Origin of the sequence: Giesbergeria sp., from assembly GCF_028686475.1 — a bacterium.
Lineage (GTDB): Bacteria > Pseudomonadota > Gammaproteobacteria > Burkholderiales > Burkholderiaceae_C > Simplicispira.
The window spans coordinates 46770-63022 of the sequence record NZ_JAQUCA010000001.1; the positions used below are offsets into that span (position 1 = coordinate 46770).

The 16253-nt window shown below is 55.2% G+C and carries 12 protein-coding genes; 6 read left to right on the forward strand and 6 right to left on the reverse strand.

The window, feature by feature from the left end; all coding sequences use genetic code 11:
- The first annotated feature begins 23 nt into the window (after positions 1-23).
- Positions 24-1124 (forward strand): Obg family GTPase CgtA, encoded by a 1101-nt coding sequence (gene cgtA, locus PHX60_RS00225; RefSeq protein WP_300072937.1) that lies wholly within the window; start codon positions 24-26, stop codon positions 1122-1124.
- A 26-nt stretch (positions 1125-1150) separates the two neighbouring features.
- Positions 1151-2305: a glutamate 5-kinase gene (gene proB, locus PHX60_RS00230; RefSeq protein WP_300072940.1), complete on the forward strand. Its 1155-nt coding sequence runs from the start codon at positions 1151-1153 to the stop codon at positions 2303-2305.
- Here proB and PHX60_RS00235 read toward each other — a convergent pair.
- Positions 2302-2982, reverse strand: a complete 681-nt coding sequence (locus PHX60_RS00235) for an RNA pyrophosphohydrolase (RefSeq protein WP_300072943.1) — start codon at positions 2980-2982, stop codon at positions 2302-2304. The genes proB and PHX60_RS00235 overlap by 4 nt on opposite strands.
- A gap of 93 nt (positions 2983-3075) precedes the next feature.
- Between PHX60_RS00235 and PHX60_RS00240 the strand changes: the two genes are divergently transcribed.
- Positions 3076-4821, forward strand: coding sequence for a proline--tRNA ligase (locus tag PHX60_RS00240; RefSeq protein WP_300072946.1), 1746 nt, complete (start codon positions 3076-3078; stop codon positions 4819-4821).
- A complete protein-coding gene (locus PHX60_RS00245) occupies positions 4818-5495 on the forward strand; it encodes a lytic transglycosylase domain-containing protein (RefSeq protein WP_300072949.1) in 678 nt (225 codons plus the stop codon). Before PHX60_RS00240 ends, PHX60_RS00245 begins: the two co-directional genes overlap by 4 nt.
- 8 nt (positions 5496-5503) lie before the next feature.
- Here PHX60_RS00245 and PHX60_RS00250 read toward each other — a convergent pair whose 3' ends face one another.
- Together PHX60_RS00250 and PHX60_RS00255 are read right to left on the reverse strand one after the other, a co-directional pair.
- Positions 5504-6223 (reverse strand): hypothetical protein, encoded by a 720-nt coding sequence (locus PHX60_RS00250; RefSeq protein ID WP_300072950.1) that lies wholly within the window; start codon positions 6221-6223, stop codon positions 5504-5506.
- Between the two features lie 87 nt (positions 6224-6310).
- Entirely contained in the window at positions 6311-7738 is a 1428-nt protein-coding gene (locus tag PHX60_RS00255; RefSeq protein ID WP_300072953.1) for a caspase family protein, read from the reverse strand.
- A 175-nt stretch (positions 7739-7913) separates the two neighbouring features.
- Here PHX60_RS00255 and PHX60_RS00260 point away from each other — a divergent pair, with 175 nt between their 5' ends.
- Both PHX60_RS00260 and PHX60_RS00265 read left to right on the forward strand, forming a co-directional pair.
- Positions 7914-9194 carry a hypothetical protein gene (locus PHX60_RS00260; protein ID WP_300072956.1) on the forward strand — a complete coding sequence of 427 codons (1281 nt, stop codon included), beginning with the start codon at positions 7914-7916 and terminating at the stop codon, positions 9192-9194.
- A 22-nt stretch (positions 9195-9216) separates the two neighbouring features.
- Positions 9217-11517: a CHAT domain-containing protein gene (locus PHX60_RS00265; protein WP_300072959.1), complete on the forward strand. Its 2301-nt coding sequence runs from the start codon at positions 9217-9219 to the stop codon at positions 11515-11517.
- Here PHX60_RS00265 and PHX60_RS00270 read toward each other — a convergent pair.
- The 3 genes from PHX60_RS00270 to PHX60_RS00280 all read right to left on the reverse strand — a co-directional run bounded on the left by PHX60_RS00270 (position 11514) and on the right by PHX60_RS00280 (position 16205).
- A complete protein-coding gene (locus tag PHX60_RS00270) occupies positions 11514-12830 on the reverse strand; it encodes a hemolysin family protein (RefSeq protein ID WP_300072961.1) in 1317 nt (438 codons plus the stop codon). The genes PHX60_RS00265 and PHX60_RS00270 overlap by 4 nt on opposite strands.
- 114 nt (positions 12831-12944) lie before the next feature.
- Positions 12945-13268 carry a Grx4 family monothiol glutaredoxin gene (gene grxD / locus PHX60_RS00275; RefSeq protein WP_300072964.1) on the reverse strand — a complete coding sequence of 108 codons (324 nt, stop codon included), beginning with the start codon at positions 13266-13268 and terminating at the stop codon, positions 12945-12947.
- A 63-nt stretch (positions 13269-13331) separates the two neighbouring features.
- A complete protein-coding gene (locus PHX60_RS00280; protein ID WP_300072967.1) occupies positions 13332-16205 on the reverse strand; it encodes an ATP-binding protein in 2874 nt (957 codons plus the stop codon).
- Positions 16206-16253 lie beyond the last annotated feature (48 nt).

Consider the following 16253-nt stretch of genomic DNA (forward strand, 5'->3'; position numbering starts at 1 on the left):
TGTTTTGTACACTTGGAGTTCTGATGAAATTCGTTGACGAAGCCTACATAGACATTGCCGCCGGTGATGGTGGCAATGGTTGCGTGTCGTTCCGGCACGAAAAATACAAGGAATTCGGTGGCCCCAACGGCGGCGATGGCGGTCGTGGCGGCCATGTGTTTGCCGTGGCAGACCCCAACCTGAACACGCTGGTAGATTACCGCTACTCGCGCCGCCACGAAGCCAAGCGCGGCGAGCATGGCATGGGCTCAGACATGTTCGGTGCTGCGGGCGATGACATCACCCTGAAGATGCCCGTCGGTACCATCATCACCGATGCCGAAACCGGTGAAGTGCTGTACGAATTATTGGAGCCGGGCGAGGTCATCACCATTGCCAAAGGCGGCGATGGCGGTTTTGGCAATTTACGCTTCAAGAGCGCGATTAACCGCGCCCCCCGACAGAAAACCCCCGGCTGGCCCGGCGAGCGCAAAAACCTCAAGTTAGAACTGAAAGTGCTGGCCGATGTCGGTTTGCTGGGAATGCCCAACGCCGGTAAATCCACTTTTATCGCCGCAGTCTCTAACGCCCGCCCCAAAATTGCCGATTACCCTTTCACCACCTTGCACCCCAATTTGGGCGTGGTGCGCGTCGGGCCAGAGCAAAGTTTTGTCATTGCCGATATTCCCGGCCTGATTGAAGGTGCTTCCGAGGGTGCGGGCTTAGGGCACCAGTTTTTGCGCCATTTGCAACGCACGCGCCTGCTGCTGCACATCATCGACATGGCCCCGTTTGACGATGCCGTGGACCCGGTGGCGCAAGCCAAAGCGATTGTGGGCGAGTTAAAAAAATACGACAAAGCCCTGCACGACAAACCGCGCTGGTTGGTACTCAATAAACTGGACATGGTGCCGCAAGACGAGCGCGCCGCTTTGGTGGCCGATTTTGTCAAGCGCTTCAAGTGGAAAGGGCCGGTGTTTGAAATCTCCGCCCTGACGCGCGAAGGCTGCGAGGGCCTGATTCACGCCATTTACCGCCACGTCAAGGCACAACAAATCGCCGAACAAGCCCCAGTGGCCGAGGTGGACCCGCGCTTTAAGGACAAGGGCGAAGAAGTCGATCCGCGCTTTGCTGAGCCTACCTGAAACCCTTTTTCTGCCCAATAATCCACATGGATCAAAATCAAGTGTCAGATGTGTTGCGCCATGCGCGCCGTTTGGTGGTCAAAGTCGGTTCCAGTTTGGTCACCAACGAAGGCCGGGGCTTGGACGAAGTGGCCATTGGTGAATGGAGTCGCCAGCTGGCCGCGCTGGTGCGTGGCAGTGCCGATGGCGTGCCGCGCGAGGTGATTATGGTCTCTAGCGGGGCGATTGCCGAAGGCATGAAGCGCCTAGGCTGGACAAGCCGCCCGAAAGAAATCCACGAGCTGCAAGCGGCAGCGGCGGTGGGTCAAATGGGGCTGGCGCAGATGTACGAAACCAAACTGCGCGAAAACGGCATTGGCAGCGCCCAAGTGCTGCTCACCCATGCGGATTTGGCCGACCGCGAGCGCTACCTGAACGCGCGTAGCACGCTCCTGACCCTGCTGGGCTTGGGCGTGGTGCCGGTGATTAACGAAAACGACACCGTCGTCAACGACGAAATCAAGTTTGGCGACAACGACACGCTAGGCGCTTTGGTGGCCAATTTGGTCGAGGCCGATGCCTTGGTCATCCTGACGGACCAAAAGGGTCTCTACACCGCCGACCCGCGCCGCGACCCAGCAGCACAGTTTGTCCACGAAGCCAAAGCCGGAGACCCGGCTTTAGAAGCGATGGCCGGTGGCGCAGGCTCCAGCATTGGCCGGGGCGGCATGATTACCAAAATTTTGGCGGCCAAACGCGCGGCCGGTTCTGGCGCTTCTAGCGTGATTGCCTGGGGCCGAGAACCCGATGTGCTGCTGCGCCTCGTGCAGGGCCAAAGCATAGGCACACTGTTGGTGGCCCAAACCGCCAAAACCCAAGCACGCAAGCAATGGATGGCCGACCACCTGCAACTGCGCGGTGCCGTGGTGGTGGACGATGGTGCAGCTGCCAAACTGCGCCACGAAGGCAAAAGCCTGCTGCCCATCGGTATGACGGCAGTAGAGGGCGAGTTCGCCCGTGGCGATGTCATTGCCATCCGCGATAGCAGCGGCGCAGAAATCGCCCGTGGCTTGGCCAATTACGCCAGCGCCGAGGCACGTCTGCTGTGCCGCAAGCCCTCTTTAGAGTTTGAAAGCCTGCTCGGCTATGCCGCAGAACCCGAAATGGTACACCGCGACAATTTAGTGCTGAGCAGCCACTAAGCGGGCTTGAGCTGCACCACCGGCTCTGGGGGGGCCACAAAGTTGGTGCGGGGGTCTGGGTCAAAGGTCGCGCCCGGCGGCAGTTCCATATCCCGGTGCAACAGCAAATGGCCGTGGCGCAACAACATGCCGCCGCCATAGCCCGGCTCCGCATCGCGCCCACGAAACCCACCGCTACCGCGCAAATAGCGGTTGCGTTGCTCGTGGCGCGGTAAAAAGCGCGCCAATTCGGTCAGCGCCATGCGATAAACACTGCGCTTAAAATCGACCACCACATCCAGCGGCACCCAATAATCGTTCCAGCGCCAAGCGTCAAACTCGGGGTGGCTGCTGGCCCGTAGATTCAAATCGGTGTCGTAACCGATCAGTTGTAGCAAGTACCAAATTTGTTTTTGGCCTCTGTAGTGGCCGCGTATATCGCGGCGAACGTACCTCTCAGGCACCTCGTAGCGCAACCAGTCCCGGGTGCGGGCAACCACGCGCACATGGCTAGGCTGTAAGCCTACCTCTTCGTGGAGTTCGCGGAACATGGCTTGCTCGGGGGTTTCACCCCGGTCAATGCCACCTTGCGGAAACTGCCAACTGTGGGTGCGTATGCGTTTGCCCCAGAACACTTGGTTTCTCTGGTTGAGCAGGATGATGCCGACGTTGGGCCGAAAGCCGTCCCGGTCAAGCATAATCAAACCCCAATTTTTTTTAAACTGAGTCCATTATGCACGGCCCTTTGCACGCCACAAGGGGAGCTTGTCCTATGGGCCAGCCGCATTCCAATGAAAGCCTCCCAGTTCCTGATTTCCACCCTCAAAGAAGCCCCTGCTGATGCCGAAGTAGTCAGCCACCAGCTCATGACCCGCGCTGGCATGATTAAAAAATTGGGTGCTGGCATTTACAGCTATATGCCAATGGGCCTGCGCGTGATTCGCAAGGTAGAAGCTATTGTGCGCGAAGAAATGGACCGCGCTGGCGCCATCGAGTTGACCATGCCGGTGGTACAACCGGCAGAGCTGTGGCAAGAAACCGGCCGCTTCGACAAAATGGGGCCAGAGATGATGCGTATCCGCGACCGGCATGGGCGCGATTTTGTCATCCAGCCCACCAGCGAAGAAGTGGTGACAGATATTGCGCGCCAAGAGTTCAAGAGCTACAAGCAGCTGCCCAAAAACCTGTACCAAATCCAAACCAAGTTCCGCGATGAGCGCCGCCCACGCTTTGGCCTGATGCGCGGACGCGAGTTTGTCATGAAGGATGCTTACAGCTTTGACCGCGACCAAGCCAGCGCCAAAGCCAGCTACCAAATCATGGCAACGGCCTATCGGCGCATTTTTGACCGCTTTGGCCTGACCTACCGCGCAGTGGCCGCCGACAGTGGTGCGATTGGTGGCGACTTGAGCGAAGAATTCCAAGTGATTGCCGCCACGGGTGAAGATGCGATTGTCTATTGCCCCAACAGCAACTACGCCGCCAACCTAGAAAAAGCCGAGGCCCTGCCCCCCAGCCAAGCCCGCCCCGCCGCCAGCCAGCCGCTGGCCCAAGCCCCCACCCCCGGCAAAACCACCTGTGCCGATGTGGCCGCTTTGCTGGGCGTACCGCTGCAACAGACCGTCAAATCTATGGTGTTGGCCACTGACCAGCTCAACGAGCAAGGCGAAATCATCCAAAGCCAAATTTGGCTGCTGCTGCTGCGTGGCGACCACGAAATGAACGAAATCAAAGTGGCCAAGGTGCCGGGGCTAGACCAAGGCTTCCGTTTTGCCTCGACCGCAGAAATCGTAGAACACTTTGGCTGTGAACCGGGCTATTTGGGGCCACTGAAGCTGCAAAAGCCGGTGCAGTTGGTGGTCGATCGGGAAGTGGCGGTGCTGGCCGATTGGATTTGCGGGGCCAACGCGCCCGACTTCCACACCACGGGGGTCAACTGGGGCCGGGATTTGCCCGAGCCTGAACGGGTGGCAGACTTGCGGAATGTCGTCGCTGGGGACCCATCTCCCGATGGTCAGGGCGCATTGGCGATTGAGCGCGGCATTGAAGTCGGCCATGTGTTCTATCTGGGTACTAAATACTCGCAGGCCATGAATGCTACCTTCTTGGCCGAAGATGGCAAACCCGCCTTTTTTGAAATGGGTTGCTACGGCATCGGCATCACCCGCCTGCCCGCTGCCGCAATTGAACAGAACCATGATGAGCGCGGCATCATCTGGCCGGATGCGATTGCGCCCTTCACCGTGGTGCTGTGCCCCATCACACCCGAGCGCTTCCCGGCGGTGAAAGAGGCCGCCGAGGCCCTGTATGCCCAATTGCTGGCCGAAGGTATCGACGTGATACTAGACGACCGTGGCGAGCGTCCCGGTGCCATGTTTGCCGATTGGGAGCTGATTGGCGTGCCACACCGCATCACGATTGGCGACCGGGGCCTGAAAGAGGGCGTGGTGGAATACCAGCATCGCCGCGATGCCGCTGCCACCAAAATGGCCACTGCGGATATTTTGGCCCACCTCAAGGGCCAACTGGGCGTATGAGCGCGCACCGCAACGCTGCGGGTGCTGGGGTGTCGCGCCGCGCCAGCTTGGCCTCTTTGGCTTCGCTGGTGGCCGCACCGGCCTGGTACTTGGGCAGCCCCTCGGTGGCCCATGCGGGTGGACAATTAGAAGAGCCACTGATGGATTCGGTGCGTACTGCGCTGAGTTCGGCGGTACTCAATCAGGCTCCACCCGAGCCAGAATTTGCCTCGACCGAAGCGCGCATTGCCTATATCCACTGGCTGACGGCCATGAGCGAGCGCCTGTACAAACGCAAACCCGATTTAGACGTGCGCCGCGATTTTTTGCAAACGGCTTGGTACGAAAGCAAACGCGCTGGGTTGGATGTATCGCTGGTGCTGGGGCTGATTCAGGTGGAAAGCGCGTTTCGCAAATTTGCCATCTCTAGCGTCGGAGCGCGTGGCTATATGCAGGTGATGCCGTTTTGGACGCGCGTGATTGGCGATGGCGACCCCGGAAAATTGTTCCATATGCAAACCAACTTGCGTTTTGGTTGTGTGATTTTGCGCCACTATTTAGAGCGCGAGCGCGGCGATTTGTTTATGGCCTTGGGGCGCTACAACGGCAGCCGGGGCCGTGACCCTTACCCGAATGCAGTGTTTACAGCCCAGCGCAATTGGATTTTCAATGGCGCGGGCAGTGTGGGGGCTTAAAAAAGCGTTTAGAAACTACCAATCAGGCCGATAGTGAGGCCTGAGGTAGTGTCTCTGGAGTCATGTTTACCACCATTGGATGTTTCATGGGTTTTGTTGGCTGTTAATTTTTGAAAACGGTATCCTACAGTAGCAGTTAATCCTTTAACAAAGCTTGGTTTTTTATCAAAAGAATAGGCCAATCCTACTTCACCAAGCTCGTAGTTGGTGTTGTATTTTTGAGAAATTGTTTTTGTTTCAAGCCATCCAATACCAAGGCTACCATATATTCCAAAATTATCATTCATCGGAGCAAAGCCTGACAAGCCGATAACAGGGCCATTGATTTTTGTATTTTGAAAAAATTTAAGATTTTTGTAGCCAATAGATGCAGACAAATTAGGGTGTAAAAAATAAGAAAAATTAACATCCCACTCCGAGCGATCACTTGGGAAAATCGTAGTATTATTTTGATAATCGATAGATAAATCATAAGTAGTCTTTGCGAGACTACTTAATGATAAAGAAAAATCTTTATAGCGCCCAGCAATTGTATAAATAGCTACTGGCTTTGTGTTGGAATTATATGGATAGGGGCCGTAGCTTGCTTGCCATTGACTGTTCCATAGTTTGACACCAGCAGAAAATGACAAATCGCTAGGAGATACTTCTTCATCAGCAGCATAGGCAGCCAAACCAAAAGTGGAGATTAACAAGATAGTGATTGATTTTTTGATTAAGTTTTTCATTGGAAATTTATAAATTAAGTTAATTGTTTAAAAACACAGTAAAAATAAGTAGTTTTTTGATAGACAACCTCTCTATTCTAAAAAAATTTAAAGTGCAGGTGGAATGTGAAAGTTCCTTGATCGTGTTGGTGCTGCTTGCGGTACATCTTCCGAAGCACGCTTTTTAGTCCGTTCCATCTCTAGCAACCGCTCTTTTTCAGCTTTTTCACGTTCTAACTGTGACAAACGCTGGCTCATGGCCTCATTCTCAGCCACCTTCTGCTCTAGCTCTTTGCGCTGAGCATCTAACCTCTTAATTTCTTCCTGTTGCCGTCGCTGAGCTTCTGGCTTTTTTAGGCGCTCGGCTTGCAAAATTTCTAGCTTTTTCTTAACCGATGCTAATTCATGGTTGGCTTGGGCTTGACCGGTCGAGGATTGACGCGAAGCTGCTTCGAGTTGCTTCATTTGGGCTTCTAAGGCTTGTTGTTTGGCCTTAAATTGTGCTTCTTGTTCTGCCAGCATTTTTTGTTTTTCTTGGCTTTCTTGTTGTGCGCGGCGGGTCGTGGCTTCGAGTTGCTCTTTTTCTTTGCGAATCCGCTCTAATTCTTGGGCTTGGGCTGGGTCATGGCAGCCAGCAAAACAAAACTTTCCGGTAAAAGAAGAGTTCCACCACGGGGTTTGGTTGATGCCCAATTGGCTTGATTCTTGTATCACCCCTCGGCTGACCTGCTTGATCATTTCTTCTAAAGAAAGGCTGGGGGTAGGCAGCACATTGAGCAAATGTTTGGTAAAGAGACCATTGCGCCCTTTGCCATCAAAAGCTTCTTTGCCTGGTGCCGTAGAAAATAAAATAACACTCCCTGTGGGGGCATCTATGGGGGCCAAGCCACGGCTTACACTGCGCCAGCTACGCGACACAGGGTTATTGCGACAGGCATCTAAAATAATAATATTGAATGGATTTTTTGAATAATCGAGCTGGGCCATTAAATAATTGACATTCAAGGTTTCATCTTCAATATCGGCCTCGGTTCTTAGTTCCGCCTCGGTAGGAATCAAATAATTTTCACCTTTGACTTGCATTCCATGTCCGGCATAGAAAAAAAGTGCTGTCCCATGCTGAGAAGACAATTTTTCAGAAAATCGAATCACGGCTTCCTTCATTTCGCGTTTAGTTTTTTGATTTTGATAGCAAAAAACTTCAAAACCTAATTTTTCCAATGCAACGCACATGTCACGCGCGTCATTTTTAGGGTTTTCAAGAGAAGGCGCGAATTTATAATTAGAATTTCCAATAATCAAGGCCATGCGTTTTTCTTTGTTTTTATCTGTGGCAGATGAAACAGAGGCCATCTGTGCAAAAGAAAAATGATGCACTGTCAGAAAACTGAAAACAATAATTATAATTTTTCTGAACATTATTTGCAGAAAGAAATGGGGAAAATAATCATGGCAAAGCCATCCCCAATGATGCCCGAGTGTTTTTAAGGGCGCAAGAGAGGCACTGGATTGCGGTCTGTGGTGTTGCAATTTCACCACAAGCCCCACGCCCAAGCCGCACCACACCAGCACCTATCCGATGTGGTGTATTTGCCAACATCGGTGCAAAAAATGCAAAAACTTGCTGCAAGTTGTAGCAAAATTCAACCGCTTTGTGCATCAGCACATTGAGCTACCAATTTAATAGCAATGTAAACAAGGGAGAGTAGGGATGCGTAAAAATATTGCAGCAATGGTGGTGGTTGCCACCGGTGGTGTGTTCATGGCGGGGAGTGCGGCGGCCACTTGCCTGAATTTTGACAGTGTGAAAACAGAGCGCCCTTATAGCTTGAGCATCACCGATGTCACTTTGAATGGTACTTGCCAGTTCGTCACAGAGTCCACGGCACAAGGCTTTATTGATACCCTCAGAACTACCAGCTTAAGCCGCTGGTTTACTGGGGCCAACACCAACACTGACCAGATTACTGCCGAAGCCAGTTTTAACAGTCTGTTTGTCACGCTGAAATTTGATACACAGGGTGGCACACATCTGAAATTTCAGATCCCCAGCCTGAACATTGCGAAGGACTTTACCGGTCAAACACGTGATGAGAGCATAGACATGCTCGAAGACTACCTGAAGAAAGAGAACGTGATCGGCGATATCATGAACTATCAGGCCAAAAACTCCCCCTTCAGCCCCATTACGGGCGAAGGTGGCCTGATTCCCAGCGCGCTGGGCTCAGACTTTGGCAGCAGCATCACCGATGTGGCCACCAACGTTGCAGCCCCAGCGGCCTTGGCCAAAGAGGCCAGCCTAGACGGCAAAACCAGCAATTTAATGGGTGTAGGTGCCAGCTATAGCTCCACCAAAATCAATAGCACCACCGTCAAGTCCATCAACCTGCCACTGTCCTACACCTTCCGCAACGATATCGACCCACGCCGCCAATTGGTATTGCAATTGCCTATCACTTATATTGATACCGGTGGTGCCAAGACGGTACATGCGGGCTTTGGTGTCGCGTACCGCTTCCCGATGTCGGATAACTGGACTTTGACCCCTAACGTGAAATACTCGGTCGTGGGTTCGGAAGACTTGGCTTCGGTGGCCAGCTTGTACTCCGCCTCCATCGGTAGCGCCTACATCATTCCGTTCCAAGGCTTTGATTTGGCCATTGGCAACATGTTGGGCATTTACAAAACAGGCAAATTTTCTGCCGGTGATTACTCTTTTAACCCCAGCGTAACCACCACCGGTATGCGTAACGGCATCATGCTGCTGCAACCCGTGACGGTCAAGGGCACGAAGATGTCCCTAGAGTATTCTCTGATTGACACGCGTTATTTTGGTGATAAACCCTTTGCCGACAATAGCCAAGAAATCGGCATTACGCTGGGCACCAACAAGAGCGCCTTCTCGGCGCGTAGCTTCTTGCGTGCCGGTTTGGGTTATGCCACTTCTAAAAATGGCGACACCTGGAAGATTAACTTCGGTTACTGGTTCTAAATTGTCTTGAAGGGCTAAGCTTATGCCTGCACTGCGCCATGCCATCGTTGCTTTGTCTCTGGTGGCCTGGGCAGGCCATGCGGCGGCAGGCATAGACTTAGAGACGGTTAAATTGGCCGCCACTGGCCAATTTACCGAGTTAGAAACCCTGCTCGAAACCGAGGCCGCCCGGCGGCCTTTAGGCTCGCGTGACCAGCACGCGCTGTGTTTTGCCTATTCCAAAACCAAACGCTACGACCGCCTGTTTACTTGCCTAGACCAACTAGAGCAGCAAGTGGCACGCGGCGATAAGCGCACCCGCTTGTTTGGTTTGGACGATGCCACCCCATCGATTGGCCTGATGCGCGCCGAGGCCCAATTAGAGTTGGGCTTGTATGCCCAAGCCTCGGCCCAAGCCCAAGCGGTGATGGATTGGATTAAGCAAGAAGGCTCGGACGACCGCGACTTTGAGCTGCAAGCCCTGTCCACGCGCATTGTGGCCGCCGTGATGAACGGCCAGCGCGCCGAGGCCGAAAAATTGCTGCCACAGCTAGAAAAAATGTCGGTGGCTTTTCCGCTGTTTGACGATTATGCCCCCACGCGGGTGTTTGCCATCGCGCGCAGCCAAGTTGCCTTGGGGCGTTTTGCCGAAGCGGCCACCTTGTTGGAGGGTGACCGTTACTTCAAACTGCGCCGCTTTTTAGACAATTTGTTCAGCGGGGCCACCTTCCAAGGTCTCAATTATTGGATGTGGGCCGATTTGCCGCGTGGCTATCTGTTGGCCAAATGCCGCCTAGAAACTGGGCGTATCCCAGAAGCCAAGGCTGATTTAGACAAGCTGTTGGCCATTCCAGCCGCCAGTGCCAATGGCGAAATCTATTGGCTGATGCTTTATGACCGGGGCCGCATTGCCGAGCAAGAAGGGCAATGGCCCGAGGCGATGGATTATTACCGCCGTGCTATTGACATCATCGAGCGCCAACGCTCCACCATCCACACCGAAATCAACAAAATTGGCTTTGTGGCCGATAAACAATCGGTTTATATGCGGCTGGTGGCGGTCAGTCTGCGCGTCGGCCAGCAAGCCCAAGCCTTAGAAGTGGCCGAACGGGCCAAATCGCGTGCCTTGGTCGATTTGCTGGCCAGCAAAAAAGCGTTTGGCCCCGACACCAGCAGTGCGTTGGGTGAATTAGAAACCGTCGAGCAAGAAATTCGGGTGCAAGGGGCCAGCGATGCCGCCCAAAGCGTGCGTACCCGTGGACGCTGGAGCCAAACTACCAGCCAATTGCGCCAGCAGCGGCCCGAGTTGGCCTCGTTGGTGACGGTGGCCCCGGCTTCTTTGCCTGCCATCCAGCAACGCCTGCGCCCAAATGAAGTGCTGTTGGAGTTTTACGGCTCCAAAGATACCTTGGTGGCTTTTGTCGCCGATGGCCAAGGGGTGAAGGCAGTCACACTAGACCCGGCGCGCTTAGAGGAAGACATCCGCGCCCTGCGCCAAGCCATGAAAGAACCGGAAGAGTCGGCTGAGTTGGTGCAAGGCTTGGCCCAAGGGTTGCACCAGCGCTTATTGGCACCGTTGGGCCAACAATTGGCAGGCAAAGACTTGCTGATTGTGCCGCATGGTATCTTGCATTACCTGCCGTTCTCGATGCTGCACGATGGCAACGCGCCTCTGGTGGCACGCTCCAATTTACGCATCTTGCCCAGCTCTAGCGTGTTGCTGTATTTGGCCAGCGCTTCCCAGCGCCCCAGCAAACCCTTGCTGGTGTTTGGCAACCCTGATTTGGGCGATGCCAAGTTGGATTTACCCAGCGCTGAGGCGGAAGCACGCCATATCGCCCAAGGGATGGCACAAAGCACGCTGCTGGTGCGTGCTGCGGCCACCGAAACCGCTTTCAAGGAGCAAGCCCCCGCGCACCGCTATGTGCATGTGGCCTCGCACGGGCAGTTCAATGCCAGCACGCCCTTGGCTTCGCGCGTGTTACTGAGCAAAACGCCGCAAGACGATGGCTCCCTCACGGTGAACGAGTTGTACAACTTGCGTTTGAGCGCAGATTTGGTGGTGCTGTCGGCCTGCGAGACCGGCCTAGGCGGCATCATGAGCGGCGATGATTTGGTCGGGCTGACGCGCGCCTTTATTTACTCTGGGGCGCACAATGTAGTCGCCAGCTTGTGGGCGGTGGACGACGAAACCACCGCCGAGTTAATGCAAGATTTTTACCAAGCCGTGGCCGCTGGCATGGGCAAAACCCAAGCCTTGCGCCAAGCGCAAAACAAATTGCGGGCGCGTTATCCACACCCGTTTTATTGGTCGGCGTTTTACCTCACAGGCTCGGGCAGTTAGGCGGCTGGGGCCGTGGGGCTGCTGGCCCCAGTGTGTAGCAGCCGTGACACCATCACTTGGTCGATGCGGTAGCTGTCCACGTCCAGCACTTCAAATTTGTAACCGGCACAGGTCACGCTGTCGGTGCGCCGGGGCACGCGGCGTAGCATCACCATTAAAAAACCGGCCAAGGTTTCATAATCGCCGTCGTGCGGTAGCTCATCCAAGTGCAGCACCCGCAGCACATCACCAATCGGGGTGGCACCATCAATCAGCCAAGAGTTGGCATCGCGTTGCACAATTTGCTCTTCATCAAACGGCGAGACCAAACCGCCCATGACGGTACTCATGACATCGTTGAGCGTTACCAAGCCCACCACCAAGCTGTATTCATTCACGATGACGGCAAAATCTTCGTGTGCTTGGCGAAACTGGGTCAGTACCTCGGCCAAAGTAAGTCGGTCGGGGATGATTAACACCTTACGCACCAAGCTATCGTCCTGCAAAGAAATGGGCTGGTTGTTGAGTACGCGCTGAAACAGGTCTTTGGCATCCACATAGCCAATCACATGGTCGATGTCGCCCTCGCACACCGGGTAGGTAGAAAAGGGCTCGGCGGCAATGCGTAGCCGAATCACCGCGTCGGATTCATCGCGCCGAAAAAACGAAATGCGCTCGCGTTGCGACATGGCACTGCTGACCATGCGCGTATCGAGTTCAAACACATTGGTAATCACTTGCTGCTCGTTGGCAGCCAACACGCCCGCTTGGGTGCCCGCTTCCATCATGGCCAAAATATCATCCGAAGTGATACGCTCATCGCGCAGAGACGATAAGCCCAGCAGCCGAAACAAGGCATCGGCACAGCGGCTGTAAAACCAAACCAGCGGGCGCAGCAGCGCCATGCACAACAGCATGGGCGCGTGCAGGCGCAGAGCCAAACGCTCAGGTTCAGCCATGCCCAAGCGCTTGGGGAGTAAATCGGAAAACAGGATAAACAACGAGGTAATGAGCAAGAAGGAGCTCAAAAAACCGGCGGTGTCGGCCATCGACACCGGCAGCCACCACGCGAAAAAAGCCGTCAGGGACGGACTGAGCGCCCCCTCACCCACAATACCGCCCAAAATAGCCACCGCATTTTGGCCAATTTGCACCACGGTAAAGTAATCTCCCGGCTGCTCTTGGGTGCGTAAGACACCAGCGGCACGCGCGTTGCCATCGTCGGCCAGTTGGCGCAGGCGCAAGCGGCGCGAAGCGGCCAAAGAAATTTCGGCGGCAGAAAAAAAAGCACTGGTGGCAATCAGGGCCAGAATAAACAACAGGTGGTAGTGCATGGGGAGGCAGAAACGCAGCGTGGGCCGGGCTGTGTGTTGCAGCAGACAAGTGTAGCCGCTGGCGATGGGCGCAAAAAAGCCGCCCGTGGGCGGCTGCTGGTGCCTCTGGGGACTTTAGGCTGCTGTAATAACCTGCTGCAACTCGCCCGACTCGTACATCTCCATCATGATGTCGGAGCCGCCAATAAACTCGCCCTTGATGTAGAGCTGTGGAATGGTGGGCCAGTGGCTGTATTCTTTGATGCCTTGGCGGATGGCATCGTCTTCTAACACGTTGACCGTGACGATGGTTTTGGGGTCCACGCCACAGGCTTTGAGGATTTGAATCGCCCGGCCCGAAAAGCCGCACTGTGGAAAGCTGGCCGTGCCTTTCATGAACAGCAAAATCTGGCTGGATTTGACCAAGGTGTCGATGCGTTGTTGGGTGTCGTCGCTCATGGGAATATTCTCTGTTGGGGTTCAATCTACGAAGGAATACCCGATTATTTCATGCTGGGCGGCTCATGCTGGCGGTGGGGTTTCCGGGCGGGCAGCCAAGGCGGGCGGTTCCGACACCGGTAACCACAGCGTGACGGTGGTGCCTTGGCCCAAGCTGCTGTCAATCTCCAAATGCCCGCCACTGAGTTCGACAATTTCTTTCACGATGCTCATACCCAAGCCGGTGCCCGGAATTTGCCCCGAGGCATCGGCGCGGTAAAAGCGCTCGCAGACGCGCTGCACTTGTTCGGGTGTCATGCCGATGCCTTGGTCTTGTACCTCCACGCCCACTTGTGGGCCGTGGCCTTCGGTATGGGCATGGCAGTAGCGCAATTGCACCTCGCCGCCTTGCGGTGAGTATTTGTAGGCGTTAGACAAGATATTGAGCAGCGCCTGCTGGAGTTTTTTGCGGTCAATTTGTACCCACAGCGGCGCTTGGCTAGAGGGCAAATGGGGCGGCAAGCGCTCGGCGGGGGGCTTGTAGCCCGCCACCACTTCGGCCAGCACTTCTTGCAGGGCCACCTGCTCCAGCACAAAATCTTTGCCCCGGCGCGATTCGATGCGCGCTAAATCCAGCAGTTCATTGATGATGGAAGACATCAGCTCCGATTGGCGCGATACCGTCTCTAGCAGTTGATTGCGCTTGGGCGCATCAAACTCGCGCATCCGCAGCAGCTCGACATAGCCGTAAATGCTGGCCATCGGGGTGCGTAGCTCGTGTGCAGCGGTAGAGAGGAACTCGCTTTTCATGCGGTCCACTTCGGTCTCGTGGGTGACATCGCGGAAATACAAAATTTGCGACACCGTGGCCGCCTCGGACATGCGAATCAACACTTCAATCACCCGGCTGGCCGGGGCGGCCAGTTCAAACAGTTGGCGCTGCTCGTGCGTACTGGCATCACTGCTTTGCTGCGCTTGGCGTTGCTTTTTGTGCGCGGTGCGTAAGGCAGCTACCCCCGGAAAACTGGCCTGCGCCAAACATTTGCGCGCCAATAAGGCAGAAAAATCGTTTTCATCCAAACCCAGCACCTGTTCAGACTCCAGTTCCAGCATGTGCAAAAAAGCCCGGTTGGCAAAGGCGACTTTGAGGCGGCGGTTAAACAGCACAAAACCATCGGGGCTGAGGGCAAAAATGGTGTTGAGCTGTTCGGAGCGGTCTTGCAGTTCTTTGGTGCGCTGCACTACCAGCCGTTCTAAGTCCAAACGGTACAGCTCCAGCTCGGTCTGGATGGCGTAGCGCTCGGTAATGTCGCGCAGCAGCACCAGCACAAAGGTGCGGTCGCTCCAGTAGGCGCGGCTCAGGCTCAATTCTGCTGGGAAGGTGCTGCCATCTTTGCGCCGCAGTGTGGTTTCTAAAAAACGGCCATGTTCGCCTATTTCGGCCAGTAAAACAGTGATTTCGGCACGGCTATAGTGGGCTTCCCAGTCGTAGAGGTGCATTTGCTGCATCTCGTGCGGAGGATAACCCAGCAAAGCCGCAGAGCGCGGGTTGGCTTCAAAGACGCTGCCATCGGGGTTAAGAATCAATACGCCATCGCGTTCATGCTCAAACAGGGCGCGGCGGCGCGAGGCTTCTTCGACAATATGGGCCTGGGCGGCTTGTTGCTGGGCATTTTGGCGCTCAATGGTATCGAGCAGGGCATCAAAATGGCGCATCAGTTGCCCCAATTCATCCTCGTATTGGGGCGGGCCGACGCGGGCCGTGCGCTGGCCTTGGCTAATCGCCACCATCGTGTTACTGACCGCGTGCAGGCGTGAGGTCAGGGCGCGGCCAGCGCGCACAAACACCAGCGACAGCGCCAGCATGGCCAATGCCAGCAAGCCCGCTACCAAGGCCAGCAGCATGAGCATCATTTTTTGGTAGGGGCTGTAAGGAAAGGCGACCGCTATCATGCCAATGCGTTGGCCGTGGCCATCGCGGATAGATTCGTAGCCTGTCAGGTGTTGCTCATCGTTTAAAAAAATTTTACCGAGCCAACTTTGGCCTTGCTCTAGCACGGTGTGAACCACCTCAGGTATAGCCAAAGCCCCGACATCGTAGCTGCCGAGTTGGCGCTGGCGGCTAATGGCCACCCGCACGCCATCGACAAAAATAGCCGCCATGCCTTCGGCATCGTCGGGCAAGCTGCCGACCGGAAAAATCAGCTCGCGCATGTGCTCAATCAGTGAAGCATTTTGGTTGAGCAAAATTCCACCGACCAAAATCACATCCGGATTGTCCACCCCCAACGGAAAATGGGCCGCCGCATTCAGCAGCAGGCCGCGCACCGGGGCAGGCGGGGGCGCATTGGCAGCACGCGGGGCCGAAGGTGGCAACGCAACTTGGGCCAGTTGGGGAAACTGCGGCGAAAACGCAGCCAGTTCTGCTAATTCAAAGCGCTCGTAGGCGGCGTTGGTGACACCAATTTGCGCTTGCCGAACGACATACGATGTGCTGGGCAAACGGCTACCGCGCTGCAAGCCGGTGCTAGAGGCAATCACGGTGCCATCGGATTGGGCAATCAGCAAAAAATTCAGTCCGCCCCCTTTGGCGGCGGTATTCAAGGCTTCGTTGATGTCGGCTTCGGGGGCGCGTTGGCTAAGCAACTGGTTGATCCGTTCGGTATGCACCAGCTGCTCTACGCGCAAGCCCACATCGGTTTTGATTTGGTCTAAATAATTGCGACTGCTGGCCAAATTGCCACGCAGATTAGACAGCAACAGGTGGTTGGCGCGTTCGCCCCCCAGCAGCACCAAAACCCCAATCACGGTCGGAAACACCACCAGCAGGGGCATCAGCCCCAGCGCTAACAGCCGAAAGCGTAAAGAGGCATTCCAAGCCTGCCGCCAGCGCTGCACTAACGGCAACAAGGCACCAGCAGGCGCAGAGGCCGAAGGGGGCAAAGCAGAAGGGGGCATGGTATGCAGGGCAAGGGGCGCTAAATTGTATCTAAATGATAAAATGGA